Below are 26,953 nucleotides of genomic sequence, written 5' to 3'. Positions count from 1 at the left end.
CGCATGTTGTGACCGTTCAGGCTTCCATGAGGGCCGCCAGGGCGGCCAGGGGTTTCAGGGAAGCACGGCTCTGCTTGATGTCCTCGAAGGCGGCGCCGGTCGCCTCGAGGGTATCCGCGATGTCCGTCCGGGTCATCGCGGCATTCATGAACATGTTGTGATAGGGCGACATGTAGACCCCGCGCTTCATCGCGGCGCGGCAGAAGCCGTAGCCCAGCTTGAAATCGGGGTCTTCCTCGAACAGCACCATGGGGATGGTCGAGGGGCCGGTGTGTTTGAGCGCAAAGCCGAAGTCGGCCGCCTGCTCGACGAGACCCTTGCGGAACTGGTCGCCGATCATGGTGATATGTTCGAGATAGTCGGTTTCGCGGATCAGCCGAAGGGTTTCGATCGCGGCGGCCATGGGCACGGCCGAGAACCAGTAGGACCCGGTGACGAAGATCGACTGCGCCGCCTCGCGGGCGCGGTTGCTGCCCACGATGGCAGAGATCGGCTGCCCGTTGCCCAGCACCTTGCCCCAGCAGGACAGGTCGGGGCGCACGCCGACGGTTTCCCAGGAACAGTCGCGCGCCATCCGGAACCCGGCGCGCACGTCGTCCACGATCAGCAGCGCGTCATTCTCGTCCGCCAGCCTGCGCGCGGTGCGGGCGTATTCCGCATCCGGAAGCCCCTGATCGGCAAAGGTATCGTGACGGAAGGGCGCGGCGAAGATGCCCGCCAGGTCGTCGCCCGCCTGCTTCACCGCGTCGGTCAGCGCCTGCGGGTCGTTGTAGTCGAAATAGATGAAATGGGCGCGGTCCTCGGCCACCACGCCTCCGGGGCGCGGCGTGTTCCAGGGCATGGAGCCGTGATAGGCGTTCTTCGCCAGCAGCACCTTGCGCTTGCCGCGATAGGCCCGCGCCATCATCAGCCCCATCATCGTCGCATCGGCACCGTTCTTGCAGAACATGGCCCAGTCGGCATGGGAGATCATGCCGGTCAGCGCCTCGGCCAGGTCGACGATCAGCGGCGAGGGGCCGGTGGAGGTGTCGATGCGCGCCTGCTGTTCGGCCACCACACGCGCGATGTCGGGATGGCCGTAGCCCAGAAGGTTGGGGCCGTAGCCGCACATGAAGTCGATGTATTCGTTGCCGTCGGCGTCGGTGATCCGGGTGCCCTCGGCGCGGGTGAAGAACTGCGGATAGTCCTCGGGGAGCAGCGCTGTCGACTGGTGACCGTACATGCCGCCGGGAATGACTTCGGCGGCCCGTTCGCGCAGGGCGCGATCCTTCTCATTGCTCCACATCTGAGCGTTTCCCCATTGGTTTTCAGGATCTTAAGGTTGAGGTTAGTGAAGGGAATTTCTGCTGACAACGGTTATTGATACGCAGTTGCTTTCCGGTTCGGGACCTGTTCGTCGCCTGCTGAAATGCGCGCCGGAAGGCGTTTTTCCCGTGTTCTGTCAGGTGTTTGTCGTTTCGCCTCCTTCCGGTGAGGGATCTGGCGGCTGCGTTGTCGGGACATGTCGTTAGTGGTAGAAAATTCGACTAACTCGGGAGGCGCTTCATGTGCCTGTCACATCCTCGGTTTCAGGTCCTCGGGCAGGTAGCAGCGCAGGTAGGCGACAGAGGCGCGCCAGGCCTCGTGCAGGTAGTGATCGGTGATTTCGCGGTGCTCGGCGTAGGAGATCGTCCAGACCCCGTCCATCACCCCGATGGATACCGCGAGCCACTGTTCCAGATCGGTCATCCCCGCGCATTCGTAGCGCTGCCGGAATTCCCCGGCCCGGAGCCGCGCGAGCGAGGAGTTGCCGCGCAGGTCGAGCGTGCGGACCTCTGCGCTGACGCCGGCGCCCATGAACAGCTGCAGCGCTGCGGGATGGGCGTTGAGGTAGTCGCGCCCGCGCCGCTGGCGGATCAGCAGCAGGTCCTGCCAGCGCGGCGGGGAGGGCGTGACGTCGGTGCGGGACAGGGCGGCGAGGTCTTCGTGAAAGCGCCGGGCGAGTTCGACGAAGATCGCGTTCCGGTTCGGGAAGAAGTGGTAGACCGAGGGCAGGGGCACCTCGGCCCGTTCGGCGATGGTCGCGAGGGTGACGTCGCTGTTGGTATGGTCGGCCAGCAGCGTTTCGGTCACGTCGAGCAGATGCGCGAAGCGTTCCTTGCCGCGCGTCCGCTGCGGCCGGCGGGCGTTGGACAGCCGGACCGGACCGGGTGCGGATCGGTCCTTCGCCATCCGCTCAGCCGATGCGGGACAGGAAGTCCCGCGCCACCGACTCCACCCCCGGCGCGTCGAGCTTGTAGGCATCGTAGAGCGCGGCGGGCGGGCCCACCTCGACATAGCGGTCGGGCACGCCGTGGCGCAGGAAGGGCAGGCGGGGCAGGTCGATGAGCACCTCGGCCACGGCGGAGCCGAGCCCGCCGGTGATGTTGTGCTCCTCCACCGTCATGATCGCCCTGGTCTCGCGCGCGGCGGCGGCGACCTCCTCCCGGTCGAGCGGGCTGATCGTGTGCATGTCGATGACGCGGACGGAGGTGCCGGTCTTTTCCAGCGCGGCGGCGGCGTCGAGCGCGGCGCGCACCTCGCTTCCCGTCGCGATCAGGGTGAGGTCGGTGCCCTCGCGCAGGCGGATGGCCTTGCCGATGGTGAGGTCGGGGACGGTGTCGTAGACCACCGGGTCGCGGCCCCGGCCAAGGCGGATGTACATCGCGCCCGGATGGTCGGCAGAGGCGCGCAGCACGGCGCGCAGGTGGTTGGCATCGGTGGCGCAGATGACGGTCAGGTCGGCCATGCAGCGCAGCATCCCGAGGTCTTCGAGCGCGTGGTGCGAGGATCCGTAGAAGCCCATGGACATGCCGGAATGGGTGCCGATCACGCGCACCGGCATCTTCGGATAGGCGCAGTCGGTGCGGATCTGTTCGGCGCCGAGGATCGCGGCAAAGCTCGCGAAGGTGGCGACATAGGGCACCATCCCGCAGGCGGCCATGCCGGCGGCTGCGGTGATCATGTTCTTCTCGGCGATGCCGAAGTCGAAGAAACGGTCGGGATGCACGGCCTTGAAGTCGTTGGTGCGGTTGGCGGAGGCCAGGTCGGCGGTGGCGACGACGATGCGGGGATCGGTCTTCGCCATCTCGGCCAGTTCCTCGCCCAGCACGAAGGCGGGCATGCCGGCCTTGGGGGTGCCGCGGACGGAGCGGGTGTCCTTGAAGACGGTCTTGCCTTCGGTGGTGCCGCGGAAGATCTCGGCCTCGTTCTGCATTTCGGTGGTCATTGCGCGGGCTCCGGTACGTAGGGTTTCAGGCCGGCTTCGAGTTCGGCCATGACGTCGTCGTAATCCTCGCCGACGAGGTTGCCGACATGCCAGTCGAGCGACATCTCCATCCGCTTCACGCCGCGGCCCTTGACCGTGTCGAAGACGATGGCCTGGGGTTTGCCGGTGGTGCCCTGCGGCAGGTTGTCGAAGGCGGTGAGGATCGAGGGCAGGTCATGGCCGTCGACGCGCTGCACGTCCCATCCGAAGCTGGCGAAGCGATCGTGCACGGGTTCGATGGACATGATCTCCTCCGTATGGCCGTCGATGCAGAGGCCGTTGCGGTCGAGCAGGATCACGAGGTGGCCAAGCTGGAAGTGGTTGGCGGCATTCACCGCCTCCCAGATCTGGCCTTCGGAGATTTCGCCGTCGCCGAGCATCACGTAGGTCCGGTAGTCGTGACCGCGGATGCGACCGGCCAGCGCCATGCCAAGCCCGACCGACAGGCCGTGTCCGAGCGAACCGGAGGAGAAATCGAGCCCGCGCACCTTCTTCATGTCCGGATGGTCGCCGTATTTGGAGCCGAGACGGGTGTAGGTGTCCAGTTCCGCCGGGGGGAAGTAGCCGAGGTCGGCGAGCACCGGATACAGGCCGATGGCGGCGTGCCCCTTGGACATGACGAAGCGGTCGCGGTTGTCCCAGTCCGGATTGGCCGGTTCGATGCGCATCTGGGCGTAGTAGAGGGCCGAGAGGATTTCCGCGCAGGAGAAGGTCGAGGAATAGTGCCCGGCCCCCGCGATTCGCGTCAGCCGGACGGTTTCGGTCCGGATGAACTTGGCGCGGTCCTCGAGCACCGCGATGTTGACGTTGGATCGGTTCGGCATCGGCCTCTCGCTTCTGATTGCCACAGACGGCTTGGCTTTCGTGATATATCACAAAGTGGCAATGTGCAACGGATTTGCCCGCAAACCAGCCTTTTTGACCCGCAAAGCGTCAATAACTCTGTCATTCAGCGCAAACATGATATATCAACAAGCCATTCCGGACAGGCGATCCGAGGGAATCGGGCACCCCGCCGGGATCAAGAACGCGAACGAGCCGCAGAGGCCGACACCATTATCAGGGAGTCAGAAGATGAAACTCAGGGTTCTTTCCGCCCTCTTTCCGACCGTCCTCGCCATTTGCGCCGCCCCGGTTCAGGCGCAGTCCACATTCGTTTACGCCGACACCAGCGAACCCAGCACGATCGACCCGGCCAAGGCCAACGCGAACTGGGAATTCACCATCACCCGCAACGTGTTCGACCGGCTGGTCAACTTCGATCTCGACGATCCCGCCGTGCTGGAGCCCGCGCTGGCGACGGAGTGGAGCCAGGACGGCACCACATGGACCTTCAAGCTGCGGGAGGGGGTGACGTTCCATGACGGGACGCCATTCGATTCCGCCGATGTGAAGGCCTCGCTCGACCGGCTGAAGGAACTGGGACGCGGTCAGTCCTACCTCGTCTCGGGTATATCCGAGGTCGCCGCGCCGGATCCGGCCACCGTCGTCATCACGACGGAGGCGCCGAACGTCTACCTTGCCGGCAACCTCGCACGGATCGAGATCGCCTCGGACGAGGACATCGCCAATCATGACGAGGCGTGGTTCGGCGAAAACGCCAACGGCACCGGGCCCTACAAGTTCGTCTCATGGACCCGCGGCACCCAGATCGAGCTGGCGCGCAACACCGAGTGGTGGGGCAGCTTCCCCGAGGGTGTCTTCGACCGCGTACTGGTCCGCGTCGTCGCCGACGGCCAGAACCGGGCGCAGGGGGTCGAGGGCGGCACCTACGACATGGCCAACTTCATTCCGCTGGACGACGCCATGCGCATCGTGGAGCGCGAGGGGTTCCACAAGGTCGAGGGCAACAACCTCTGGGCCTGGCCGGCGATCTACCTGAACGTGAACCTCGCCCCGACCGACAATATCGACTTCCGCTCGGCGCTGGTGAAGGCCTTCGATTACGAGGCGATCAAGGCGTTCAACCAGGGGCTCGGCACCATCCCGCGCGGGCCGGTGCCCGCCTGGTTCCCCGGTTCGCCCGAGGCCGACATGCCCGAAATCAAGACCGACGTTGAGGGCGCGAAGGCGGATCTCGCGGCCTCGGGCCTCGGGGGGGCGACGATGAAATGCGTCATCCCGAACACGGTGACGGAGTTCCGCTTCTCTGCCACCGTGCTGCAGGCCGCCGCGCAGCAGATCGGCGTCACGGTCGAGATCGAGGAGGCGCCGTTCGTCGAGGCGATCACCGCGATCAAGGAGAACCGGTCCAATTGCTTCATCCTCGGCAATGCCAACCTGTCGCCGAACGATGCCACCAAGTTCTTCGCCGCCCATTACCTTGAGGGCGGGTTCTTTAACGCGGGCAAGTTCCGCGACCAGGAGCTCGAGGACCTGATCGCGGCCATGCCGGCAGAGCAGGACGAGGCGAAGCGGGCGGAGATGCTGGCGAAGGCCGCGCAGATCGTCGTCGACAGCCACTACATCATCTGGGCCGCGCGCCCGACCACGGTGGTGGTGGAGCCGGACCGCATCGGCGGCTACCGCATCGACCCGGCGGAATACGTCAACATCCGCTTCTGGGAAATCCACGCGGTCGAATGACAAGGCGATCCGGGCGGCCCTGCGCCGCCCGGATCCGCAGGCGAAGACGGGGCAGGCAGTCATGGCGGGATTTATCGGACGGCGGATACTCTGGGGCGCGCTTGTGCTGCTGCTGGTCGCCGTCATCACATTTTTCCTGAGCCGGGTGGTTCCGGCCGATCCGGCGGCCTTTCTCGCCGGGCAGAACGCCAGCGAGGAGACGGTGGCGCGGATCCGGGCGGAACACGGGCTGGACCAGCCGATGCTGCTGCAGTTCCGGGACTACGCGACCGGGCTGGTGCAGGGCGATCTGGGAGAGTCGATCCGCACCCGGCGGCCGGTCGCGCAGGACATGGCGCAGTTTCTGCCCGCGACGCTGGAACTGCTGCTGGTGAGCTTTGCCGCCTATCTCGTCCTGTCTCTGTCGCTTGCCATTCTGGCCGTGCGTCGGCCGGGCGGGGCGATGGACGGGGCGGTGCGGCTGTTCACCATGCTTGGCACCGGGATCCCGGTGTTCTGGCTGGGCATGGCGCTGCAGTTCGTCTTTTACTACAAGCTTCAGTGGTTTCCCCTCGGGGCGCGCTTCCCGATCCGCGAGATCGCGCCGCCCGAGGTCACCGGCTTCCTGCTGGTCGACTGCCTGATCGCGGGGAACCCCGGGGCCTTCGTGTCGGCGCTGCAATACATCGCCCTTCCGGCGCTGACCGTGGTGCTGAACCTGCTGGCCGTCGGCACGCGGATGTCGCGCGCGGCCCTGCTGGCGGAACGCGAGCGGCTGTACGTCCGCACGGCACGCGGCAAGGGGCTGAGCCCGCGACAGGTGCTCTTCGGGCACATGCTGCGCAATGCGCTGAGCCCGATCCTGACCGTGACGACGATCCAGTTCGGCTACCTGCTGTCCTGGGTGATCCTGGTGGAGGTGATCTTCGACTGGCCGGGCATCGGGCTTTACGCCTTCCAGAGCTTCCAGGTCTTCGACTATTCGCCGGTGATCGCGCTGGCGCTGGTATCGACCTTCGGCTTCGTGGTGCTGAACCTGCTGGCCGATCTGCTGTATCCGGTGATCGACCCGCGGGTCGAGGCGGTGACATCATGAGCGCCCCCGCCGCAACCTTCCGCGCCGCCCGGCGGATCGACTGGCTGGCCATGGCCGCGCTGGTCGTGGTCGCCCTGCTGGCGGTCTTTGCGTTGATGCCGGGGGTGGTCGCGCCCTATGACCCGATCGCGCTGGACGTGGTGAACCGGCTGAAACCGCCGTCGCCCGCGCATCCCTTCGGCACGGACGAGGCGGGGCGGGACATCTTCAGCCGGGTGATCTACGGCACCCGGTATTCCATGGGCGTGGCGCTGGCCATCGTGGCCTTCGCGGCTGTCTTCGGGACGCTGTACGGCGTGGTGTCGGGCATGGCGCCGCGCTGGCTCGACAACCTGATGATGCGCATCGTGGACATGGTCTTCGGCTTCCCGGCGCTGGTGCTGGCGCTGGCCATTTCGGCGGCGATCGGGCGCGGGCTGGACAGCGTGACGCTGGCGCTGTCGCTGATGTGGTGGCCCGGTTTCGCGCGGCTGGTGAGGGGCGAGGTGCTGCGGCTGAAGACCGAACCGCATGTGGAAACCGCGCGGGCGCTCGGCCTCGGGCCGGTGACGATCATGTGGCGGCATATCGTACCCTTCGTGATGTCGGCGGTGAACGTGCGCGCCACGACGGACATCGGCTATGCGCTGGTGGCGGTGACGGCTCTGTCGTTCCTCGGACTCGGCGCGACCTCACCGACGCCGGAATGGGGACTGCTGATCCGCGACTCCCGCCCTTATTTCGGATCGGCGTGGTGGTATCTCGTCTTTCCCGGCGGGATCGTGATGCTGACGGCCACGGCCTGTTCCCTGCTTGGCGATGCGCTGGACGCGCGGAAGGGGGCGTGATGCTGGAGGTCGAAAACCTGACGGTGTCGTTCTCGGGGCGCGACGGGCGGGCGGTGGCGGTGGACGGCATCTCCTTCTCGGTCGCGGCGGGGGAGACCTTTGTCATCATCGGTGAGTCCGGGTCGGGCAAGTCGCTCACCGGCATGGCCATCGCGGGGCTCGCGCCCGAGGGCGCGCGGGTCGGCGGCGCGATCCGGTTCGACGGGCAGGACGTGGTCGGGCTGCCGGACGCAAGGATGCGGCGGGTGCGCGGACGTCAGATCGGCATCGTCTATCAGGACCCGCTTGGCGCGCTGAACCCGGTGCACACGGTCGGAGACCAGATCGCGGAGGCGCTGCGGGTGCACGGGCTGGCGCGGGGCCGGGAGGCGATGGCACGGGCGGTGTCCCTGCTGGAGCGGGTGCGCATCCCCGATCCCGCGCGTGTCGCGCGGTCCTATCCGCACCAGATCAGCGGCGGGATGCGGCAGCGGGCGGTGATCGCCATGGCCGTGGCCTGCAATCCGAAGCTGCTGATCGCGGACGAACCGACAACGGCGCTGGACGTTACGATCAAGGCGCAGGTGCTGGACCTGCTGCGCGACCTGAAGGCAGAGCTGTCGCTGACCACGCTGCTCATCACCCATGACATGGGCGTGGTGGCCGAGGTCGCGGACCGCATCCTTGTGATGTACGCCGGCACCGTGGTCGAGGTGGGGCCCGCCGCCTCGCTGATGGACCGGCCCGCGCATCCCTATACCTCGGTCCTGCTGGCCAGCGCGATGATGGCGGAGGCTCCGCCGCAGACGGCGCTGACCGTGGTACCGGGCGGCACCCCGCCGCTTGGCGCCATGCCCGAGGGCTGCCGGTTCCACCCCCGCTGTCCCCGCGCCACCGCCCGCTGCCGGGCGGAGGTGCCGGTCCTGCGCGGCGTCGGCGGCGGGCAGGCGGCCTGCCATCACCCGCTGGTCGAAACCCCGGAGGATGCGCTGTGAGCCTGTTGTCGCTGAGCGGAGTCGAGAAGCATTTCCGCCGCAATTCCAAGGCCCCGCAGGTGCGCGCCGTCGACGGCATCGACCTTGAGGTCGGCGTCGGCGAGACGGTCGGCATCGTCGGGGAATCCGGCTGCGGCAAGTCCACGCTGGCGCGCATCGCCCTGCGCCTGATCGACCCGACGGCGGGGCGGGTCCGGTTCGACGGGCAGGATGTCACCGAAGACGGGATCCGCGCCATGCAGCCGGTGCGGCGGCGGATGCAGGCGGTGTTTCAGGACCCGCTGGCGTCGCTGAACCAGAGGATGACGATTTCGCAGATCATGTCCGAACCCTTCTCCGCCCATGGCCTGAAGCCCGAGGGCGGGGTCGAGGCGCGCACGCGGGCGCTGCTGGAGAACGTCGGATTGGGTCACATCGACACCGGGCTGAGGCCGCGCCAGTTTTCGGGCGGGCAGCTGCAGCGCATCGCCATCGCGCGTGCGCTTGCGGTGGAACCGGAGCTGATCGTGGCGGATGAACCGACCTCGGCGCTGGACCCGTCGATTCAGGCGCAGATCGTGAACCTCTTCCTCCAGATCCGGCGGGAGAGGGGGGTGGCGATGCTGGTGATCTCGCACGATCTCGACGTGATCGGCCATATCTCGGACCGGATCGTGGTCATGTACCTCGGTCAGATCGTGGAGGAGGCGCGGGCCGCCGACCTGCTGGCCGCGCCGCTGCATCCCTATACGCAGGCGCTGCTGTCCGCGGCCCCGACGCTGAAGGCGCGGCGGGCGCGGAGCTTCCGGCGGCAGATCCTGCAGGGCGATCCGCCCAATCCTGCCGACGCTCCGCCGGGCTGCCGGTTTCATCCGCGCTGTCCGCTGGCCCGCGACCGCTGCCGGAGCGATCCGCCCGCGCTGCGCACCCTGCCGGACGGACGCCGCGTCGCCTGCCATTTCGCCCCCGACGAAACCCTGGCCACGGGGCAGGAGACCGGCCGCAGCCGCCTGGGCCTTGGCGCCGTAGCGCCCGCCCTGAGAGTCGAGCGCCGAGGAGCAAAGTGAAGGAGACAGCATGACACGCGAATTCACAGTCCATGCCGAGGGGCTCGGCTTTCCCGAGGGGCCGGTGGCGCTGCCCGACGGCTCCGTCGCCTTCGTCGACCTGTTGCACGCCAAGGTCCGCGCCTGGAAGGACGGGGAAACGCGCCTGCTGGCGGAGTTGCCCGGCGCGCCGAACGGGATGCGGATCGGGCCGGACGGGGCGCTTTACATCTGCAACAACGGCGGGCTCGCGCCCGAGGGCAAGGGCAGGCTGAAGGTGGCGGACCCGGAGATCGACGGCTGCCTGATGCGGCTGGCGGCGGACGGAACGTGGTCGGTCTTTACCGGGCCGCTGCCGGGGGCCAAGCCGTCGCGCCCGAACGATCTGGTGGTGACGCCCGAGGGGGCGCTGGTCTTCACCGACCCGCAGAACTGGGAGGTGCCGGGCGCGGGCTATCACGGCGGTCAGCTGCTGCTGGCCGGGCCGGATGGCGCGGTGACGGCGCTGCGCAAGATGACCGGTTTTCCGAACGGGCTGCTGTTCCACCCCGACGGGTCGCTGATCGTCGGCCTGTCGAAGGAGCACCGCTTCGTCCGCTTCGACTGGAAGGGCGGTGCGCCGCTGGACGAGGGTGCGGAGTGGCTGCGGCTGGACGACGGCTTTGCCCCGGACGGCATGATCCGCCACGGCGACAGGATCTATTCCGCAGGAAGCCTTGGCGACCGGGTGGCGGTGATTTCTCTGGACGGAGAGCTGATCGAGATGATCGAGACCGGGCCCGGCACCGATCCGACCAACGTCTGCGTGCATGGCGGACGGCTGTGGATCACGCTTGGCTTTGCCGGCCAGCTGGTGTCGACGCCGATATGACCTCGTTTAAGATATATCAGGAGGGCAGGATGTGGCGGGGAGCGTCGTGCGATCTGCCACCGGGCTACGTGTGGGATCTACGCGCGGAGTTTCCGCATTTATCTTGTAATGACATGGCAATGACGCCGCGTTCCGCCTCGCTGCGCCTGCAAAAAACACCATTCCACGCTGCGTTCGCGCTTGACTCCTCCGGGAGAAGTTTCGAGAATATGATATATCAAAACAGTGAAGACCGCAGGATGCCGGTCCCCCGCAGGAGGAAAGCGTCGTGACCGCCACCGACCAGATTGGAAACCGTTCCGCCGACAGCCTGCTGAGGGATCGTGCGGCGCAGGTGATACCGGGCGGCATGTGGGGCCACATGCGCGCCGCCGCCGTGCCCGAGGGCTATCCGCAATTCTTCACCGGCGGCAAGGGCGCGCGGGTGACGGATGCGGACGGGCGGGACTATATCGATTTCATGTGCTCCTGGGGGCCGATCGTGCTGGGCCACCAGCATCCGGCGGTCGAGGAGGCCGCGGCGGCGCGCTGGCGCGGCGGCGACTGCCTGAACGGCCCGACCGATCAGGCGGTGGAACTGGCGGAACTGCTGGTGCGCACCATGCCCTCCGCGGACTGGGCGCTGTTCCAGAAGAACGGCACCGATGCGACCACCGGCTGCGTGACCATCGCGCGGGCCAGGACCGGGCGGCGCCGGATCCTCGTGGCGCGCGGCGCCTATCACGGGGCGGTTCCGTGGTGTTCGCCCTCGCTCGTCGGGGTGACGGCGGAGGACCGGGCGCATCTGGCCTATTACGAATTCAACGACATCGCATCGCTGGAGCAGGCGGTTGCGGACGCGGGAGAGGACCTTGCGGGCGTCATCGTCTCGGCCTTCCGGCACGATCTGGGCCGGGCGCTCGAGATGCCGGACCCGGAGTTCGCCACCGCCGTGCGCGCGCTGTGCGACAGGACCGGCGCGGCGCTGATCCTCGACGATGTGCGCGCCGGGTTCCGGCTGCACCTTGGCGGATCGTGGGAACAATACGGCGTGCGGCCCGACCTGTCGGCCTATTCCAAGGCGATCGCCAACGGGCATCCGCTGTCGGCGATTATCGGGGGCGACGCCTGGCGCGAGGCCGCCGCGACGGTCTTCGTTACCGGGTCCTTCTGGTACACCGCCGCGCCCATGGCCGCCGCGATTGCCACGCTGAACGAACTGCACCGGGTCGACGGGCCTGCGGTCATGCGCGCCTCGGGCGAGCGGCTGCGGGCGGGGCTGGCGGAGCAGGCCGCGCGCCACGGGTTCGAAGTGGTCCAGTCCGGCCCGCCGGCGATGCCGCTGATGCAGTTCGTCGGCGATACCGGCGACAAACTGGGCGAGGCCTTCTGCCAGGAGGCCCTTCGGCGCGGCGTTTACATGCACCACAGGCACAACATGTTCCTCGGAACGGCGCATACGGCCGAAGAGATTGACAGGGCGCTGGATGTGACGGATTCTGCGTTCTCTGCATTGGCGAGGCGCCGGGGATAACGTGACGGACGGGATGATCGACGAAACGGCGGCGGCGGAGGACGATCCGCTTCCGCTGTCCGAGGTTGTCTATGCCCGCCTGCGGCAGTCCCTGATGCGGGCGGAGCTGAAGCCGCATGAACGGCTGAAGGTCCGCGATCTCGCCCGGCAGATGGGAACCTCGGAAACCCCCGTGCGGGAGGCGCTGTTCCAGCTGGCCCACGAGGGCGCCATCGAAATCCGCCCGCGCTACTACATCCGCGTCCGCCGCCTGACTCTGGACGAATACACCGAGATCCGCGACATCCGCATGAGCCTTGAGCCGATGGCGGCAGAGCGCGCGCTGCCGCATATCACCGAGGCCGATATCGACCGTCTGGCGGTGGTGCACGAAACGCTGGTGCATGCCGAGGCGACGGGGGACTGGCCGACCGCGCTGCAGGCGAACTTCGACTTTCACTTCGGGCTGTATTCCCGGTCGGGCATGCCGACCCTGACCGAGGTGCTGGAGGGGCTGTGGATCCGCATCGGCCCGATCCTGAGCGAACTCTACCCCCACGCCCATCCCACCTATGCCGAACGGCACCAGCACCTGAACGTGCTGGACGCCCTGCGCGCCCGCGACCCCTATTCCCTGCGCGAGGCGATCCGGATGGACCTGTTCGAGGGCGGGCGCGCGCTGCGCCAGCACCTCGCCGATCATGCCGCCGCGCAGGCCGCCCTGCAGAAGGGCCGCCGCCGGGGCTGACCCGTCAGATCGCCGGTTTCAGATGCGCCCAGGCGCGGTCCGTTTCGATGGCCGAGGCGATGGTCAGCAGGTCGAGGTCCGAATACCAAGGTCCGATCAGCTGAACCGAGGTCGGCAGCCCGTCCGAAGCGAAACCGGAGGGCAGCGCCAGCGCGGGGTGGCCGGTCAGGTTGAACGGGTAGCAATAGGGCGACATGCCCTGCCGGGTCAGTCCGTTTTCCTCTCCGTCGACGACGACCTGTCCGTTCAGCGCCTCGAAGTCGGCCGGAAGGGCGGTGCGGGTCAGGGTCGGGGAAATCAGCACGTCGTAGCGGTCGAACAGGGTCTGGACATGGCGGAACAGGCGGGTGCGGGCCAGCTGCGCCTTGCGGTAATCGTCGGTGCTGAAGCCGCGCCCGCGTTCGATGAAGCCAAGGAACACGGGGTCCATCCGGTTGCCGAACTTGGCGATATGCGGGGTTCCGGCGACGCAGATGTTCGCCTGGTACATCACCCGGCCTTCGTATTCGATCCAGTCGATCTCTTCCGTCACGTCCTCCACATGGGCGCCGCGTGCGATGAGGGTGTCGAGCACGGCGCGGGTATTGGCGGCGACCTCGGCAGAGAGGCGGCGGTTCTCCATCTTCTCGATATAGCCGATGCGCAGGCCGTGCAGGCTGGCACCCGCGCGGGTGGCGCGCGGGGCGGGGGCGGCGATGGACCAGGGGTCGGTCGGATCGGTGCCGCTGATCGCGGACATCATCAGTGCGGCGTCTTCGACCGTGCGGGACAGGGGACCGGCGGCGGCGTAGTTGAAGAAGGCGTCGACGGCTTCGTTATAGGGCAGCAGGCCGGGGGAGGGTTTGAGTCCGACGGTGCCGCAGGCCGCAGCCGGGATGCGGATCGACCCCGCCCCGTCGGTGCCGAGACCAAGCGGCCCGATCCCCGCCGCCACCGCGCAGGCCGCCCCGCCGGAGGATCCCCCGGCATAGCGCGAGGTGTCCCATGGATTGCGGGTGGTGCCGAAATGCGGTCCGTCGGTCTGGCCCTTGTGGCCGAATTCGGGCGTGTGCGACTTGGCGAAGACAACCGCCCCCGCGGCGCGGAGCCGTGTGACCAGCACGTCGTCCACATCCGGCACGTTGCCCGCGTAGACGGCGGACCCGTATTCGGTCGGGATGCCGGCGGTCTTGAACAGGTCCTTCACATGCACCGGCAGCCCGTGCAGCGGCCCGAGCGGTTCGCCCGCCATGACCGCCTTCTCCGCCGCCTTCGCCTCGTCCCGCGCACGGTCGGCGGCGACATAGGCGAAGGGGTTGAGGCGGTCGGACTCCGCATCCGACCGGGCGAGGATGTGGTCGAGGTATTCGACCGGCGAAAGCTCCTTCCGCGCGATCATCGCGACGGCCTGCGCGGCGGTCAGCCAGGTGAGGTCGGTCATGTCGTCAGACTCCGTCGTAGAGGTGGCAGGCGACCTTGCGGCCCGGGGCGACCTCGCGCAGGGCGGGGGCTTCGGTGCGGCAGCGGTCGAAGGCTTTGGGGCAGCGCGGGCAGAGGGTGCAGCCCGGCGGCCGGTTCAGCAGGCTCGGCACCTCTCCGCGGATCGGGGGCTTGCGGGTGCCGACCTCGGGCCGGGGGATCGCGGCGAGAAGGGCCTGCGTGTACGGGTGCTTCGGGTCGGTGTAGAGCGAGCGTTTGTCCGACAGCTCCACGATCTCTCCGGCGTAGAGAACGGCGATGCGGGTCGAAACGGCCCGGACCACGGCAAGGTCGTGCGCAATGAAGAGGTAGGACAGGCCAAGCCGCTGTTGCAGGTCCATGAGCAGGTTGATGACCTGCGCCTGCATCGACACGTCGAGCGCCGCGACCGCCTCGTCACAGACGATGAAGGCGGGGTCGAGCGCGAGCGCGCGGGCGATCACGATCCGCTGGCGCTGACCGCCCGAGAATTCATGCGGGAAGCGGTCGGCGAAGGCGGCGGAGAGGCCAACCAGTTCCAGCAGTTCCGCGACCCGGTCGGCGCGGTCCTTGCGGGTCCAGCCGCCGCGCACGTCGATCGGTTCCGCGATGATGTCGGAGATGCGCATCCGGGGGTTCATCGCGGCGTGGGGGTCCTGAAAGACGAACTGGAGCTTGTGCCGGACCTTCGCCAGCGCCTGCTTGCCGGAGGGGCCGGTGATGGTCTCTCCGAACAGCTCGATCTCTCCGCGCGTGGCGGGAAGCAGGCCGACCAGCATCCGCCCGATGGTGGATTTGCCCGACCCGCTTTCGCCCACGACACCAAGCGTTTCACCGGGCAGCACGTCGAAGCTGGCGTCGCTGACCGCGTGCAGCGTCTGGCGCTTGCGCCCGCGCCCGCCGACCTGGAAGTCGCGGCTGAGGTTGCGGACGCGGATGATAGGATCGGTTGTGTCGGCCATGTCCTTCATCCTGTCGTCTCCATCGCGGCCAGCCGGACGGGGCAGCGGATCAGGTGGCCGGGTTCCATCGTCGCAAGCGGCGGGGGGGCGGCGGTGCAGGCGGGCTGCACCAGCGGGCAGCGCGGGGCAAAGTTGCAGCCCGGCGGGCGGCGGCCCGGATCGGGGATGCGGCCCGGAATGGCATAGAGCCTTCCCACGTCTTCGTCCGCCGAGGGGATCGCCTTGAGCAGACCTTCGGAATAGGGATGCGCGGGGCGGGCGAACATGGTGAGCGAGGGCGCTTCCTCGACCAGTTCGCCGGCGTACATGACCAGCACCCGTTCCGCGAACTCCGCCACCAGCCCGAGGTCGTGGGATATCAGGATGACGGACATGCCGATCTCCTCCCTCAGGTCGCGGAGCAGGTCGAGGATCTGCGCCTGCACCGTCACGTCGAGCGCGGTGGTCGGTTCGTCCGCGATCAAAAGGCGGGGGCGGCAGGCGATGGCCATGGCGATCATCACCCGCTGGCGCATTCCGCCCGACAGCTGGTGCGGATAGTCGGTGACACGCCGCGCGGCATCGGGAATGCGCACCATGTCGAGCAGGCCGATGGCGGCCTTCTGCGCGGCGGCGGCGTCAAGTTTCTGATGGATGCGCAGGGTTTCCCCGATCTGGTCGCCGATGGTCAGGACGGGGTTCAGCGAATGCATCGGGTCCTGGAAGATCATGGCGATGTCGCGGCCCCGGATCTCGCGCATCCGGCGTTCGGGCAGGGTCAGCAGGTCCTGCCCGTCGAACATGATCCTGCCGCGCATCCGGGTGTTGCGTGCCGCGTGCAGGCGCAGGACTGACAGCGCGGTGACCGACTTCCCCGACCCGCTTTCGCCCACGATGCCGAGGCTGGCGCGCGGGCCGAGCGTGAAGCTGACATCGGTGACCGAGCTGATCCAGCCGCTGTCGACGCGGAAGTCCACCGAGAGGTTTTCGATTTGCAGCATCTCAGGCCTCGATCTTCAGGCGGGGGTCAAGCACGTCGCGCAGCCCGTCGCCGAGGAGGTTCATGCCAAGCGCGGCGAGGGATATGGCGAGGCCGGGGAAGAGCATGATCCACCATGCCTCGACCGAGTAGTCACGCCCCTCCGCGATGATGTTGCCCCAGGACGGGTGCGGCGGCGGCGGGCCGATGCCGAGGAAGGAAAGCGCGGCCTCGGCCAGGATCGCGTAGGCGAAGACGAAGGTGACGGAGACGAGCAGCGGTGCCATGACGTTCGGAAGGATGTGGCGGAAGATGATCCGCCCCGCGCCCGCGCCCGACACCCGGGCGGCGTCGACATAGTCGAGCTCCCGCACCACCAGCGCGGCGGCGCGCACGATCCTTGCCATGCGGGGGACGTAGGCGGAGGCGAGGGCGATGATGACGCTCGACACCTGCGGGCCGAGGGCGGCGTTGATGCCGATGGCCAGCAGGATCGCCGGGAAGGCCAGCAGGGCGTCCATGATCCGCATGATGATCCCGTCCAGCTTCCTGAACCAGGCGGAGGCCATGCCGACCAGTGCTCCGCCCGCCGCCGCCAGCATCGCCGAGGCGAAGCCGATCCAGAGCGAGATGCGCGCGCCGTAGAGGACGCGGGTGAAGATGTCGCGTCCGAAGTTGTCGGCGCCGAAGATGAAATCGGCGGAAGGGGGCGCGAAGCGGTTGCGCAGGGACATGGCGTTCGGCTGGCCGCCCGACAGCAGCGGCGCGGCGACGGCCATGAGCACGATCACCGCCACGATCCCCGCCCCGACCCGGAAGGAGCGGTGCCGCCAGAGGCGGCGCATCAGGATGCGGCGGCGGGCAGAGCGCGGCGGCATGGCGGCGGCGGGCAGGGTCGTGGCGTCAGTCATAGCGGACCCTCGGGTCGACATAGGCATAGATCAGGTCGATCAGGATGTTGATGAAGACGAAGGCAAAGCCGAGCAGCAGCATCGTGCCCTGCACCACCGGGTAGTCGCGGGCCATGATCGCCTGCACCAGAAGCCGCCCGATGCCGGGCAGGGCAAAGATCTGTTCGATCACCACGGACCCGCCGATCAGCAGCGACAGGATGTATCCGGCGACGGTCACGACCTGCATCAGCGTGTTGCGGAAGGCGTGTTTGACGATGATGGTGTTGACCGCCACGCCCTTGGCGCGGGCGGTGCGGATATAGTCCTGGTCCAGCACGTCCAGCATCGCAGACCGGGTCATCCGGGCAAGGTAACCGATCTGGAACAGCGCCAGCACCACGGCGGGCTGGATGAGCGAGGCGAGCCAGCCGGAAAAGCTGTCGTGCAGCGGCACGTAGCCGGCGGAGGGCAGCCAGCCGAGCGTGACGGAGAACAGGATGACCGAGAGGATCGCGATCCAGAAATTCGGCACCGACACCCCGACGAGGGCGAGGATCATCACCGCGCTGTCCACCCAGGTATCCCGCCAGACCGCGGCGATCACGCCGAAGGCGATGCCGAAGGGCAGGGTGATCGCAAAGGCCAGCATGGCGAGCGACAGGGTGACGGGCAGCCGTTCCTTCACCGCGTCCGCCACCGCCTGGTTGAGCATCAGCGAGCGCCCGAAATCGCCCTGCGCCAGATTGACGATCCAGTGCCAGAGCTGAACCGGAACCGGCCGGTCCAGACCGAGGTCGCGGCGGATCTGGTCGATCGACGCCTGGTCCGCCTGGTCGCCCGCGATGATCGTCGCCGGGTCTCCGGGCAGCAGGTGCATCAGCAGGAATGTCAGGACGGCCACCACCAGCATCACGGGAATTGCCTGGGCGATGCGGAAGGCGATCAGTTTCAGCAAGGGCGGCTCCTGCCTGTCTGAGGGTCATCACGGATCGCGCGGGCAACGGGAGGCTGCCCGCGCGACGTCTTCGAAAGGGTCAGCGGTCGAGCCACATTCCCCAAAAGAGGTTGATGTTGAATTCGCGGAAGCCCTTGAGGTCATTGGCGATCGCGCGGTTCGACCCGCGGTCCGACACCTTGATCATGTAGGCGCCGTCCAGCACCTCGGCCTCGATATCCTTCCAGGCGGCAACGCGGTCGGACAGGTCGAGAGAGGCGTAGAACTTGGCGTAGGCGTCATCCAGCACCTTGTTGTTCTCGACGTGCGGGAAGTTGTAGATCATCGTCTGCCACTGCTGCGGCCCGAGGATCGGGTTGGAGCAGAACGATGTGGTGGAGACGTTCCAGCCGCCGTCGCCCGACTGCATGTTCGACGCGTTGGTGGTCCAGTCGGTGATGTCGACCTTCACGTTCATGCCCGCCGCCTTGAGCTGTTCGGCCAGAACGAGGATGGAGTCGCGCATGTAGCTGTAGTTCGTGTTCGACTGCAGCACGATCTCCTCGCCGTTGTAACCGGCGGCCTTCAGCGTCTCGGCCGCCTTGGCCGGGTCGTTCTGGTTGTACCAGCCCGCGTTGTCGTCACCGACGAAGAAGGCGCCGCCGGGATAGACCATGGAGAAGTTCTCGCGCGCGGCCTCGCCGCTGGCGAGGATCAGGTCCTCGACGTTCACCGCTTCGCGGATCGCCTGCCGCACCTGCCGGTTGTCGGTCGGCGCCTGCGAGGAATGCACGATCAGGTACTGCTGGCAGTAGGGGAAGACGGTGACCGGGGTGACCTTGTCGTTCCCCTCAAGCCGCTTGGCCAGGTCGAGCGGCAGGGCGGTGGTGATGTCCGCCTCTCCGGTCTGCATCGCGGCGACGCGGGCGTTGGCCTCGGGCAGGAAGTTGTAGCGGACGGCGTCGACGTAGACCTCCTTCTTGCCGACATAGCCGTCGGGGCCATCGGCGTCGTCGCGCGGGGTATAGTCGGGGTTCTTCTCGATGACGAGGTGGCTGTCCTTGACCCATTCGCCCAGCTTGAAGGGGCCGGTGCCGACCACGTCGATTTCGCGTGCGGGCTTGTTGCGCTGAGAGGCGGGCATGATGGAGAACGGATAGACCGGCGTCTTGAGCTGGTCGATGAAGACGGCGTTGAGGTTGTTCAGTTCGATGACGAAGGTGTAGTCGTCCGGTGTGCGGTATTCCTTCACATCCGCCAGCGTGGCCTTGCCGGGGCTGACCTCGGCATAGCGTTCGAAGGTGGCCTTGACGTCGGCGGAGGTCATCTCCTGCCCGTCGTGGAACTTCACGCCCTTGCGCAGCGGGAAGGTGAAGGTCTTGCCGTCGTCCGAAATCTCGTAGCTTTCCGCCAGCATCGGCTTGGCGTCGTAATTGGCATCCATGGAGATCAGCGGTTCGAACACATGCGCGATCACCTCCAGCTCAACGAGGCTGGCCGCCATCTGGGGGTCAAGCTGGCCGGGGCCGGAGTTGTTGGCGTAAAGGATCGTGCCGCCCATCTTGGGGTCCTGCGCGAAGGCGGGGGCCAGGGGGGCGGTTGTCAGCAGCGCGGCGGAAAGCAGCAGCGCTGCGGTCCGGCCGGGGGTGAAATGTTTCATTGTCGTGTCTCCCGGTTGGTTGGGTGTGTCCGGGCCGTCCGGGATGTCCGGCGGCCTTCTCGTTCATGGCTTGTCCTGTCCCTTCGCGGGTCAGTGCGGATCGAGCCGGAGGCGGGAGACGGCATGCGCCTCGACCGCGTCGGCACTGAAAGGCATGGGCACGAATTCGCCGCGCGCCCAGAGCGGGTTCTGGTCCGAATAATGTGCGCTTCCCGCATCCCCGGAGGACCCGTGGAACACGATCCACCGGCTGTTGTCCCAGTCGGCGAGGTCGAAGACATAGCGCGCGACCGGGCCGTAGATCGACCGCGTGCCGGTGCCGGGAAAGCCGCCGGTGGCCAGTACGCAATCGCCGTCGCCCCCGGTCGGATCCGAGGACGGCGCCGCCGCGCCGGGGGCGTCGGGGAACAGGTGGCCAAGCGGGTGGACGAAGGCCGGGAGATGGGCGGTGCTCCACGGCGCAGGTACGCCGGCCCTGGCGACCGTCGCGACGGCCTCGCGGATGACGTCGGTCCAGTTCTTGCCGCCAAGCAGGGTCGTGTCGTCATGGCGCAGAAGGTTCGGCAGCGTCCACCACAACTGGTTCAGCGCCGGGATCCCGGGTGCGGGAGAGGCGGCGTAATGGGCGGACGCAGCCTCCAGCCCGGACAGGCGGCAGAGGATGCGCGTCATTTCCTGCCGGATCAGGATGTAGATCGTCGGCGCAGTGAGCCCCGGATCCATCCGTCCGTCCCAGGCGGCCAGCACGCGCAGCAGGCTGTCGGCGCCCGGCGGCTGCGCGGCGAGGATGCGCGCGGTGATCTCGCGCGCGGGGGCGCTGTCGGTGTCGCGCAGGAAATCCGCCATGTCACCCGGGGTCAGGCCGGACAGCCGCTCGATCCGCCCGGCCAGCCGCGAGGCGCGGGTGGTGGGGTGGCAGTCGGTGGTGATATAGTCGGGATGATCCTCGGGGACGGGGCGGTTGTTGGCCGTGACGATATAGCCGCACTCGGGATCGAGCTGGCGGGGCATCCGTTCGAAAGGGATGTAGCCGCGCCATTCGTGGTCCCCGGTCCAGCCCGGCACCGGCAGCCAGCCGTTGATCCGGTCGCGGTCGGGTACCACGGCGCGGACCAGCACGCCGATATGGCCGTCGCGGTCGGCGCCGACGAGGTTGTGATCGATCACGCCCCAGCCCTTGCACCGGTCATAGAAGGTATCGAGCGTGGGTGCGGTCAGCATCGGCAGCAGGCAGTCGATGGACCGGTCGGTGTCGAACAGCTGCGACGACTTCAGCGCCAGCGCGGTGCCGGAGCCCGGATCGCCCGCGATAACGGGGCCGTGGCCGGTTTCGGTGACGGTGATCGAGTCGTCCGCCGCGCCACGGACCGCGATGACCTCTTCGCGCCGGGTGGTGGGCTGCCAGCCTCCGGCGGTGCGGACCCTGCCGCCCGCCTCGTCGAACTGTTCGACATAGACGTCGTGCAGGTCGGCAAAGGTGTGGGTGACGCACCATGCGACGTTTTCGGTGTGACAGAAATGCGGGAAGGCCGGCACGCCGGGAACGGAGAAGCCGATGGCGTCGAACTCCGGCCCGGTCAGGTGCAGCTGCGTGTACATGCCCGGAATCTCGTACTGGCGGTGCGGATCGCCCGCGACCAGCGGCATGCCCGAGGCCGTGCGCGCGCCGCCGACGACAAGGTTGTTGGACCCGCCGACGGTGCCGTCCTGCGGGGCCTTGCCCGACAGCGCCTCGATCGCGGGGGCAAGATCGGCCAGCGACGCGGTGAGCCGGTCGCCGGTGCTGCCCTGCGGTACGATATGACGTTCCGGCCCGCCGTCATCGTAGCGCAGCAGCGGCACGGCCTCCGCCCCGATGGTGCCAAGCGCGGCGGCGCGCCAGAGCTTGAACCAGACCGAACCCATGAGGATCCCCCGCTGACGCATGACGGCGACGCTGAACCAGGGCTCCCATCTCATCGGTTTGGCATCCAGCAGGTCGTGCTCCGCCGTGGTGCCGCCCGCGTCAATCCAGGCGTTCACCCCGGCTGCGTAGGCGTCGAGCATCTCCTTCGTCTCGGGCTTCAACGCGTCGTAGTCGCGGCGCGACGCGGCCTCCGCCCCGAGCTGGCGGGCAAGGCGGTCGGCGGGCAGGGCAGAGGGGCCCGCCCATTCCGCGAACCGGCCGACGGCGCGGCGCAGCGCGGCCTCCATCTGCCACATCCGGTCGGAGGCATGCACATAGCCGTTCAGCACGAACACGTCGCGGGTGGAGGCGGCGCGGACATGCGGGATTCCCCAGGCGTCGCGCAGGACCTCTCCGGTCGCGGCAAGACCGGGGAGGGAGAGAGTGGCTGTCGCGGAGGAGGTGGTCTGCGCCGTCATCATCTGTGTCCTTGTCTATGGATATATCATAAACACGGGGAAATCGAACCGCATAGGGCAAAAATTCGGTCAACTACCCGGTTTTGCGATAGAGAGAGAGTGTTTTGCATGAGATTTGGCTGAATCTTTGGCATACTTGATATATTATCTTGCTGAAAAACGCCGGGTTTCGGGGCCAGGGGCCGCCCCGCGGCCGGTTCGGGTCCAAGGGGAGCAGGCAGAATGATCATCGTGACAGGGGGAACCCATGGAATCGGCCGCGCGGCGGCGCTGCTGCTGTGTGCGGCAGGTCATCGCGTCCTGATTGCAGGCCGCGACCGGGAGGAAGGCGCACGGCTTGCGGCGGAGACCGAGGGGCTGAGCTATGTCGCCGCCGATGTTTCGGTCGAGGCGGACTGCCGCGCCATCGTCGACCGGGCGATGGAGCTGGGGCAGGGGAAACTGACAGGGCTGGTGAACAACGCCGGCATGGGGCGGCGGCATGTCTTCGCTGAGACGACGCTGGCGGACTGGGACGAGATGATGCAGGTGAACGCGCGCTCTGTCTTCCTGATGACGCGGCTGGCGCTGGACGGGCTGATCGCGGGGCGGGGGTCGGTGGTCAACATTTCCTCTGTCGCGGGTCGCGCGGGGGAGGAGAACCTTGCGATATACACCGCGTCCAAGGCGGCGCTGATCGGCCTGACGCAGTCGCTGGCGCTTGAGCTGGGGCATCTGGTGCGCTTCAACGCCGTCTGCCCCGGCCAGATCGGCACCCGGATGATGGGGGCGGTTCTGTCCGACGACCAGAAGCGCCGCACGCTGGAACTGCGCATCCCGGCGGGCCGCATAGCGGACCCGGCCGAAGTCGGAGAGGTCATCGCCTGGCTCATCTCGGACGCGTCGAGCTATGTCAACGGCGCGGTGATCCCGGTGGATGGCGGCGAAACTGCCGGCCTGCGGAACCCCCGCAGCCCCGCCTAGGTCGCCGAGGGCTTGCCGTAGCCGTAGGTCCTGTAGGAGTCGTGAACGGTCGCCATGTCCTCATCGCTCAGCAGGACGGGCGTACCGACGGAGCGGGCGAGCTGGTACTGATGTGCCAGCACCTCGAGCTTTTCGGTCAGTCCGAAGGCGCTGCGAAGGCTGGCGCCGATGGCGATCATCCCGTGGTTCGCCATGAGACAGGCGCGGTAGGTGGTGCCCATGGTCTCTGCCACCGCATCGGCGAGGGCATGGGAACCGAAGGGGGCGTAGGGGGCGCAGGGGACTTCGTTGCCGCCGCAGCTGGCCACCATGTAGTGAAACGGCGGGATCGGTTCGCGCAGGCAGGACAGCGCGACGCAATAGGTCGGATGCGCGTGCACGATCGCCTGCGTTTCGGGCCGGGACTTGTAAAGCGCGGCGTGCAGGGCCCATTCGCTCGACGGTTTCCAGTTGCTGCGGAAACTGCCGTCGAAGGCGACCTCGGCAATCTGGTCGGCCTGCATGAGGTCGGGGTCGATCCCCGACGGCGTGATGAGCATGCCCTCGCCGTAGCGCACCGAGATATTCCCCGCCGTCGCGTTCGACAGCTGGCGGGTCACGCAGAGGCGGCTGTAGTCGACCAGTGATTGCCGGAGTTCCGTTTCGGTCATGGTCAGCCTTTCATTTCGTCAAGCGCAGAGAGCAGCACGTCCATTGCGCCAAGCTTGCCGGATTTCAGGAAGAAGGACACCGGGTCCGCGCCCTCGGTCACGCAAAAACCGCCGCCGAGCGCGCCGCGCGCAAAGGGACGGACGCGGCGGATGCCAAGCGCGCCGACCACCGCGCCCGAGGTTTCGCCGCCCGACACGATGAACCGCCGCACCCCCGCACCGTGCAGCGCCGCCGCCAGACCGGAAAGCAGCCGTTCGGCGCGACGCGCGGCGCCAAGACGGCCGTAGCGGGCCTGCGCGGCCTTCACCCCGGTCTCGTCGGACAGGGTGGTGACGGCAAAGGGGCGCTGCCCGACATGGCTGCGCGCCCAGTCCGTCGCGGCGGCGATCTGCGCCTCTTCGGTGTCGTCAGCGGTCAGGTCGATACGCAGGACGGGATGCTGCGCTTCGAAGGCGGCGGTCTGCTGTTCGGCCACGGGACCCACGCTGCCGACCAGTACGGCGGCGGGACCGTCGGCGTGGCGCGGCGGAGCGGCGGTGCCGGTGCGTCCGGCGCCCCGGTCCAGCCCGGCGGCGACGCAAAGCGGATCGCTGACCACCAGCGCGCGGACGCCCCGTGCGAGAAGGGTGCTGATTTCGACGTCGTGATCGTCGGCGCAGTCAAGCAAGACATGGCGATGCCCCTTCGCCACCTCGCCTTCCAGCGCCTGCCGGGCGACGGCTTCGCCCTGCACCAGTTCAAGGTGGCTGACATGGCCGAGGGGCGTGCGGGTCTGTCGCGACAGGAAGCGGACGAGGTTCGGGTCCGGCATCGGCGTCACCGGGTCGAACCGCTTCACGCTCTCGTTCACCAGGACGGACTGGTAGAAGAGGTGCCCCATGGCGACGGTGCAGCGGAATTCGGGGAACCCGGCGGACAGCAGCAGCGGCACCTGATCGTAGCGGTCCGACAGCAGGTCGGCGGCGGGTCCGATGTTGCCCTCCTCGGTCGAATCGAAGCTGGCGCAGGCCTTGTAGGCGATCGTCCCGCAGCCGAGCGCGTCGAGCGCGTCCAGCGCGGCGGTCAGATCGGCCCGCGCCTCTTCCACCGGGATCAGGCGGGTGCGGCTGGCGATCACCACGATCGGCGCGGACAGGGGGCCGGCGGCCATGGCCTCGGCGGGGTCGAAGAAGACCGGGCATTCCAGCCCCGCCTCCTCGAAGTAGCTGGCGATCAGCAGGCCGCCGGTGAAGTCGTCGGAAATGACGCCATAGGACGGTGTCATGATGATGCTGGCTCCCCTCCCCCGGGTCCGCGGCTAGTCCCAGGCACCGCTGAACTTTTCGAGCGCATTGCGGGTGATGGTTTCGGTGAACGGGTCGCGCCGGGTCAGGCCCATGACCCATTCGCAGGACCCGGCGCACAGAACCTCTCCGTTGCCGCGCTTCATGGCGGTCACCATGCCGGAGCCGTACTGATACGCCCGGCGATTGGTGGCGTAGTCGTCCGGTCCCAGTTCGGCCAGCCCGTGCAGGTCGCTGTCGCGGACGTAATACCTGTAGCCCGGTCCTTCGTGTTCGTATTCGAACAGCACCGCCGGGGACATGGCGAGGATCTCGATCCCCTCGGGCACGCCGGGGTCGGCGACGGGGTAGGGCAGGCCGCGTTCGAAGGTGTAGTTCAGGCCGTCGACCTCGTAGCCGAAGATACCGGCCTCCGCGCCGAAGACGTCGGCATAGCGCAGGTCGGTGCCCTCGAAAGCCCAGTGTTCGGGTCTGTACACGGTAAATCCGCGTGACCCGCGCGGGGCAAAGCCGCCCCAGCTTCCGTACATGCCGTGACACCCATTCACCCCGACGGTCGAAGCGCCGGGCCAGTTCACGCCGCCGGATTCCCAGGATGCGGTCAGGGTGTGCTTGCGGTCCGGATCGTCGCGCACCGGGTCTTCGGCCGGGGCCTTGACCTTCCAGCAGACCTGCCGCGCGCCGTCGTTCTCCAGCCGGATCTGCCAGAGGAAGTTGCCGCCGAACCGGGAGAAGTTGCCGCCGCGTTCCACAAAGTCCTCGACCGCCTTGCGCATGTCCCACGACCAGTATTCGTCGTGCCCGACGGTAACCAGGCAGGCGTAGTCGTCCAGTATCTCGGGCCGGTAGTGCAGGTCGGTCTGGGTGATGATGTCAAAGCCGAAGCCCTGGGATTCGGCCCAGACGGCGAAATGCCGGTCGAACTGGGCCCATCCCGCCGCGGCGTAGTACTGCCCGAATCCGTGCGAATAGCCCCATTCCTTGGACGGGTAGCCGGGCAGGTCGTTCATCTCGGGCATGCGGTTCTGCGCGATCCGCGCCGCGCCCTTGGGCAGCCACAGCATCCCGCGCGTCCAGGGGCGGTGCAGCGACAGATGCGGGGAGCCTTCGTTCTTCTCCGGCCCGTAGGTGCCGAAATAGTGGTTCGCGCCGCCCCAGTCGTTGTAGGAGGTCCAGGTTCCAGTCGCGAGCATGAAGAGGATCTTTCCCTGCCGCGTCTCCTTCGTCGGGCGGACGACGACGAAATGGTGCTGCACGAAGCGTTCGCCGGACTTGCGCAGGCAGGTGGACACGACGCGGTAGAAGCCGGGGCGCTGGTCCTTCGGGATGGTCCAGCTGTGCACCACGGGCCAGTCGCAGCCATCGACATAGGCGGTGGCAGAGGTGGGATAGAACGCGCCGGGCAGGTCGAAGGCCTCATGCGCCATCTCGGGCCTGTGGCCGTCGCGGTAGATCTGGATCGACCATGTGTCGGCATTGCAGGAGCCGTGGAATTCCACCGTCTCGCCCGGGTCGTAGGACATGCGTGGCGTATAGACGTAGACCTCCGCCAGTTCCGGATCCTCGCGCGGGGCATGGTAACGGTAGTCGGCGAGGAAATGTTCGTCGGGATGCCCCTTGCGCACGGCCCAGGGCCGGATCGCGTGGGGCCCGTTTTCGGGAAAGCGGAAGGAGGATCGGGGCATCTGCTGTCCTTTCTGGGCGGGTGCTGCCTGTGGGCGGGCCGCCGTGGCGGTCTCCGAGTCGTCCCGAGGCCGGTATCATGATATAACAGAAATCGCAGTTTCATCGGGCACGTCAAGATGATCTGGTTTATACTTGAAGAAATTTCAGACAGTGCCGTGATCGGCCCGGGCGCGTGGTTCGGTCAATCTGGATCCTTATTTTACAATCGATGAGAAGCAAGGACTGCGCGGTTCCGTGCTGCGCATCTTGAGTGGCCTTCGCCCGATATGACGGCATTC

At 67.6% G+C, this 26,953-nt stretch carries 23 protein-coding genes; 9 read left to right on the top strand and 14 right to left on the bottom strand.

What is annotated here, in order from left to right:
- Positions 1–16 precede the first annotated feature (16 nt).
- From IEV87_RS21470 to IEV87_RS21455, 4 genes are all read right to left on the bottom strand, one after another.
- Positions 17–1,285, bottom strand: a complete 1,269-nt coding sequence (locus IEV87_RS21470; protein ID WP_188479776.1) for an aminotransferase class III-fold pyridoxal phosphate-dependent enzyme — start codon at positions 1,283–1,285, stop codon at positions 17–19.
- A 269-nt stretch (positions 1,286–1,554) separates the two neighbouring features.
- Positions 1,555–2,211, bottom strand: a complete 657-nt coding sequence (locus IEV87_RS21465; protein ID WP_188479775.1) for a TetR/AcrR family transcriptional regulator — start codon at positions 2,209–2,211, stop codon at positions 1,555–1,557.
- A 4-nt stretch (positions 2,212–2,215) separates the two neighbouring features.
- Positions 2,216–3,247, bottom strand: coding sequence for a transketolase family protein (locus tag IEV87_RS21460; protein WP_188479774.1), 1,032 nt, complete (start codon positions 3,245–3,247; stop codon positions 2,216–2,218).
- Positions 3,244–4,110, bottom strand: coding sequence for a transketolase (locus IEV87_RS21455; RefSeq protein ID WP_188479773.1), 867 nt, complete (start codon positions 4,108–4,110; stop codon positions 3,244–3,246). The genes IEV87_RS21460 and IEV87_RS21455 overlap by 4 nt, the downstream gene beginning before the upstream one ends.
- A 250-nt stretch (positions 4,111–4,360) precedes the next feature.
- On the opposite strand from IEV87_RS21455, the gene IEV87_RS21450 reads away from it, so the two are divergent.
- The 8 genes from IEV87_RS21450 to IEV87_RS21415 all read left to right on the top strand — a co-directional run bounded on the left by IEV87_RS21450 (position 4,361) and on the right by IEV87_RS21415 (position 12,884).
- A complete protein-coding gene (locus tag IEV87_RS21450) occupies positions 4,361–5,872 on the top strand; it encodes an ABC transporter substrate-binding protein (RefSeq protein ID WP_188479772.1) in 1,512 nt (503 codons plus the stop codon).
- A gap of 61 nt (positions 5,873–5,933) precedes the next feature.
- Positions 5,934–6,947 (top strand): ABC transporter permease, encoded by a 1,014-nt coding sequence (locus IEV87_RS21445; RefSeq protein WP_188479771.1) that lies wholly within the window; start codon positions 5,934–5,936, stop codon positions 6,945–6,947.
- Complete coding sequence (locus tag IEV87_RS21440) at positions 6,944–7,774, top strand: ABC transporter permease (protein ID WP_188479770.1); 831 nt, start codon at positions 6,944–6,946, stop codon at positions 7,772–7,774. The genes IEV87_RS21445 and IEV87_RS21440 overlap by 4 nt, the downstream gene beginning before the upstream one ends.
- A complete protein-coding gene (locus tag IEV87_RS21435) occupies positions 7,774–8,748 on the top strand; it encodes an ABC transporter ATP-binding protein (RefSeq protein ID WP_188479769.1) in 975 nt (324 codons plus the stop codon). Before IEV87_RS21440 ends, IEV87_RS21435 begins: the two co-directional genes overlap by 1 nt.
- Positions 8,745–9,794 (top strand): ABC transporter ATP-binding protein, encoded by a 1,050-nt coding sequence (locus tag IEV87_RS21430; protein ID WP_229737763.1) that lies wholly within the window; start codon positions 8,745–8,747, stop codon positions 9,792–9,794. The genes IEV87_RS21435 and IEV87_RS21430 overlap by 4 nt, the downstream gene beginning before the upstream one ends.
- 10 nt (positions 9,795–9,804) lie before the next feature.
- Positions 9,805–10,644 carry an SMP-30/gluconolactonase/LRE family protein gene (locus tag IEV87_RS21425; RefSeq protein ID WP_188479768.1) on the top strand — a complete coding sequence of 280 codons (840 nt, stop codon included), beginning with the start codon at positions 9,805–9,807 and terminating at the stop codon, positions 10,642–10,644.
- Between the two features lie 268 nt (positions 10,645–10,912).
- Positions 10,913–12,157, top strand: coding sequence for an aminotransferase class III-fold pyridoxal phosphate-dependent enzyme (locus IEV87_RS21420; RefSeq protein ID WP_229737762.1), 1,245 nt, complete (start codon positions 10,913–10,915; stop codon positions 12,155–12,157).
- A 1-nt stretch (position 12,158) separates the two neighbouring features.
- Positions 12,159–12,884, top strand: a complete 726-nt coding sequence (locus IEV87_RS21415) for a GntR family transcriptional regulator (RefSeq protein ID WP_229737761.1) — start codon at positions 12,159–12,161, stop codon at positions 12,882–12,884.
- Between the two features lie 4 nt (positions 12,885–12,888).
- Here IEV87_RS21415 and IEV87_RS21410 read toward each other — a convergent pair whose 3' ends face one another.
- From IEV87_RS21410 to IEV87_RS21380, 7 genes are all read right to left on the bottom strand, one after another.
- Positions 12,889–14,304, bottom strand: a complete 1,416-nt coding sequence (locus tag IEV87_RS21410; RefSeq protein WP_188479767.1) for an amidase — start codon at positions 14,302–14,304, stop codon at positions 12,889–12,891.
- A 4-nt stretch (positions 14,305–14,308) separates the two neighbouring features.
- The gene (locus IEV87_RS21405; RefSeq protein ID WP_188479766.1) at positions 14,309–15,283 is read right to left on the bottom strand and encodes an ABC transporter ATP-binding protein; all 975 of its coding nucleotides are present in this window, start codon (positions 15,281–15,283) and stop codon (positions 14,309–14,311) included.
- A gap of 5 nt (positions 15,284–15,288) precedes the next feature.
- Positions 15,289–16,263, bottom strand: coding sequence for an ABC transporter ATP-binding protein (locus IEV87_RS21400; protein ID WP_188479765.1), 975 nt, complete (start codon positions 16,261–16,263; stop codon positions 15,289–15,291).
- Between the two features lies 1 nt (position 16,264).
- A complete protein-coding gene (locus tag IEV87_RS21395; protein WP_188479764.1) occupies positions 16,265–17,152 on the bottom strand; it encodes an ABC transporter permease in 888 nt (295 codons plus the stop codon).
- Positions 17,145–18,089 carry an ABC transporter permease gene (locus IEV87_RS21390; protein ID WP_229737760.1) on the bottom strand — a complete coding sequence of 315 codons (945 nt, stop codon included), beginning with the start codon at positions 18,087–18,089 and terminating at the stop codon, positions 17,145–17,147. Before IEV87_RS21390 ends, IEV87_RS21395 begins: the two co-directional genes overlap by 8 nt.
- A gap of 79 nt (positions 18,090–18,168) precedes the next feature.
- A complete protein-coding gene (locus IEV87_RS21385) occupies positions 18,169–19,728 on the bottom strand; it encodes an ABC transporter substrate-binding protein (protein ID WP_188479763.1) in 1,560 nt (519 codons plus the stop codon).
- Between the two features lie 90 nt (positions 19,729–19,818).
- A complete protein-coding gene (locus IEV87_RS21380; protein WP_229737759.1) occupies positions 19,819–22,092 on the bottom strand; it encodes a penicillin acylase family protein in 2,274 nt (757 codons plus the stop codon).
- A gap of 222 nt (positions 22,093–22,314) precedes the next feature.
- On the opposite strand from IEV87_RS21380, the gene IEV87_RS21375 reads away from it, so the two are divergent.
- Complete coding sequence (locus tag IEV87_RS21375; RefSeq protein WP_188479761.1) at positions 22,315–23,055, top strand: SDR family NAD(P)-dependent oxidoreductase; 741 nt, start codon at positions 22,315–22,317, stop codon at positions 23,053–23,055.
- Here the strand turns inward: IEV87_RS21375 and IEV87_RS21370 are convergent.
- The 3 genes from IEV87_RS21370 to IEV87_RS21360 are packed head-to-tail and all read right to left on the bottom strand — an operon-like array spanning position 23,052 to position 26,674.
- A complete protein-coding gene (locus IEV87_RS21370) occupies positions 23,052–23,705 on the bottom strand; it encodes a class II aldolase/adducin family protein (protein ID WP_188479760.1) in 654 nt (217 codons plus the stop codon). The two genes, IEV87_RS21375 and IEV87_RS21370, sit on opposite strands and share 4 nt — an antisense overlap.
- Before the next feature lie 2 nt (positions 23,706–23,707).
- The gene (locus tag IEV87_RS21365; protein ID WP_188479759.1) at positions 23,708–24,970 is read right to left on the bottom strand and encodes a four-carbon acid sugar kinase family protein; all 1,263 of its coding nucleotides are present in this window, start codon (positions 24,968–24,970) and stop codon (positions 23,708–23,710) included.
- A 33-nt stretch (positions 24,971–25,003) separates the two neighbouring features.
- The gene (locus tag IEV87_RS21360) at positions 25,004–26,674 is read right to left on the bottom strand and encodes a N,N-dimethylformamidase beta subunit family domain-containing protein (protein ID WP_188479758.1); all 1,671 of its coding nucleotides are present in this window, start codon (positions 26,672–26,674) and stop codon (positions 25,004–25,006) included.
- Between the last annotated feature and the right edge of the window lie 279 nt (positions 26,675–26,953).

It is taken from the genome of Primorskyibacter flagellatus (genome assembly GCF_014638275.1).
Taxonomy (GTDB): Bacteria; Pseudomonadota; Alphaproteobacteria; order Rhodobacterales; family Rhodobacteraceae; genus Pseudooceanicola; species Pseudooceanicola flagellatus_A.
This window is presented reverse-complemented; position numbering and strand designations above follow the sequence as displayed.

Excerpts from the sequence above, each read along its gene's own strand:
- IEV87_RS21470 (WP_188479776.1), bottom strand. The coding sequence starts at position 1,285 with ATGTGGAGCAATGAGAAGGATCGCGCCCTGCGCGAACGGGCCGCCGAA.
- IEV87_RS21465 (WP_188479775.1), bottom strand. The coding sequence starts at position 2,211 with ATGGCGAAGGACCGATCCGCACCCGGTCCGGTCCGGCTGTCCAACGCC.
- IEV87_RS21460 (WP_188479774.1), bottom strand. The coding sequence starts at position 3,247 with ATGACCACCGAAATGCAGAACGAGGCCGAGATCTTCCGCGGCACCACC.
- IEV87_RS21455 (WP_188479773.1), bottom strand. The coding sequence starts at position 4,110 with ATGCCGAACCGATCCAACGTCAACATCGCGGTGCTCGAGGACCGCGCC.
- IEV87_RS21450 (WP_188479772.1), top strand. The coding sequence starts at position 4,361 with ATGAAACTCAGGGTTCTTTCCGCCCTCTTTCCGACCGTCCTCGCCATT.
- IEV87_RS21445 (WP_188479771.1), top strand. The coding sequence starts at position 5,934 with ATGGCGGGATTTATCGGACGGCGGATACTCTGGGGCGCGCTTGTGCTG.
- IEV87_RS21440 (WP_188479770.1), top strand. The coding sequence starts at position 6,944 with ATGAGCGCCCCCGCCGCAACCTTCCGCGCCGCCCGGCGGATCGACTGG.
- IEV87_RS21435 (WP_188479769.1), top strand. The coding sequence starts at position 7,774 with ATGCTGGAGGTCGAAAACCTGACGGTGTCGTTCTCGGGGCGCGACGGG.
- IEV87_RS21425 (WP_188479768.1), top strand. The coding sequence starts at position 9,805 with ATGACACGCGAATTCACAGTCCATGCCGAGGGGCTCGGCTTTCCCGAG.
- IEV87_RS21410 (WP_188479767.1), bottom strand. The coding sequence starts at position 14,304 with ATGACCGACCTCACCTGGCTGACCGCCGCGCAGGCCGTCGCGATGATC.
- IEV87_RS21405 (WP_188479766.1), bottom strand. The coding sequence starts at position 15,283 with ATGGCCGACACAACCGATCCTATCATCCGCGTCCGCAACCTCAGCCGC.
- IEV87_RS21400 (WP_188479765.1), bottom strand. The coding sequence starts at position 16,263 with ATGCTGCAAATCGAAAACCTCTCGGTGGACTTCCGCGTCGACAGCGGC.
- IEV87_RS21395 (WP_188479764.1), bottom strand. The coding sequence starts at position 17,152 with ATGACTGACGCCACGACCCTGCCCGCCGCCGCCATGCCGCCGCGCTCT.
- IEV87_RS21385 (WP_188479763.1), bottom strand. The coding sequence starts at position 19,728 with ATGAAACATTTCACCCCCGGCCGGACCGCAGCGCTGCTGCTTTCCGCC.
- IEV87_RS21380 (WP_229737759.1), bottom strand. The coding sequence starts at position 22,092 with ATGACGGCGCAGACCACCTCCTCCGCGACAGCCACTCTCTCCCTCCCC.
- IEV87_RS21375 (WP_188479761.1), top strand. The coding sequence starts at position 22,315 with ATGATCATCGTGACAGGGGGAACCCATGGAATCGGCCGCGCGGCGGCG.
- IEV87_RS21370 (WP_188479760.1), bottom strand. The coding sequence starts at position 23,705 with ATGACCGAAACGGAACTCCGGCAATCACTGGTCGACTACAGCCGCCTC.
- IEV87_RS21365 (WP_188479759.1), bottom strand. The coding sequence starts at position 24,970 with ATGACACCGTCCTATGGCGTCATTTCCGACGACTTCACCGGCGGCCTG.
- IEV87_RS21360 (WP_188479758.1), bottom strand. The coding sequence starts at position 26,674 with ATGCCCCGATCCTCCTTCCGCTTTCCCGAAAACGGGCCCCACGCGATC.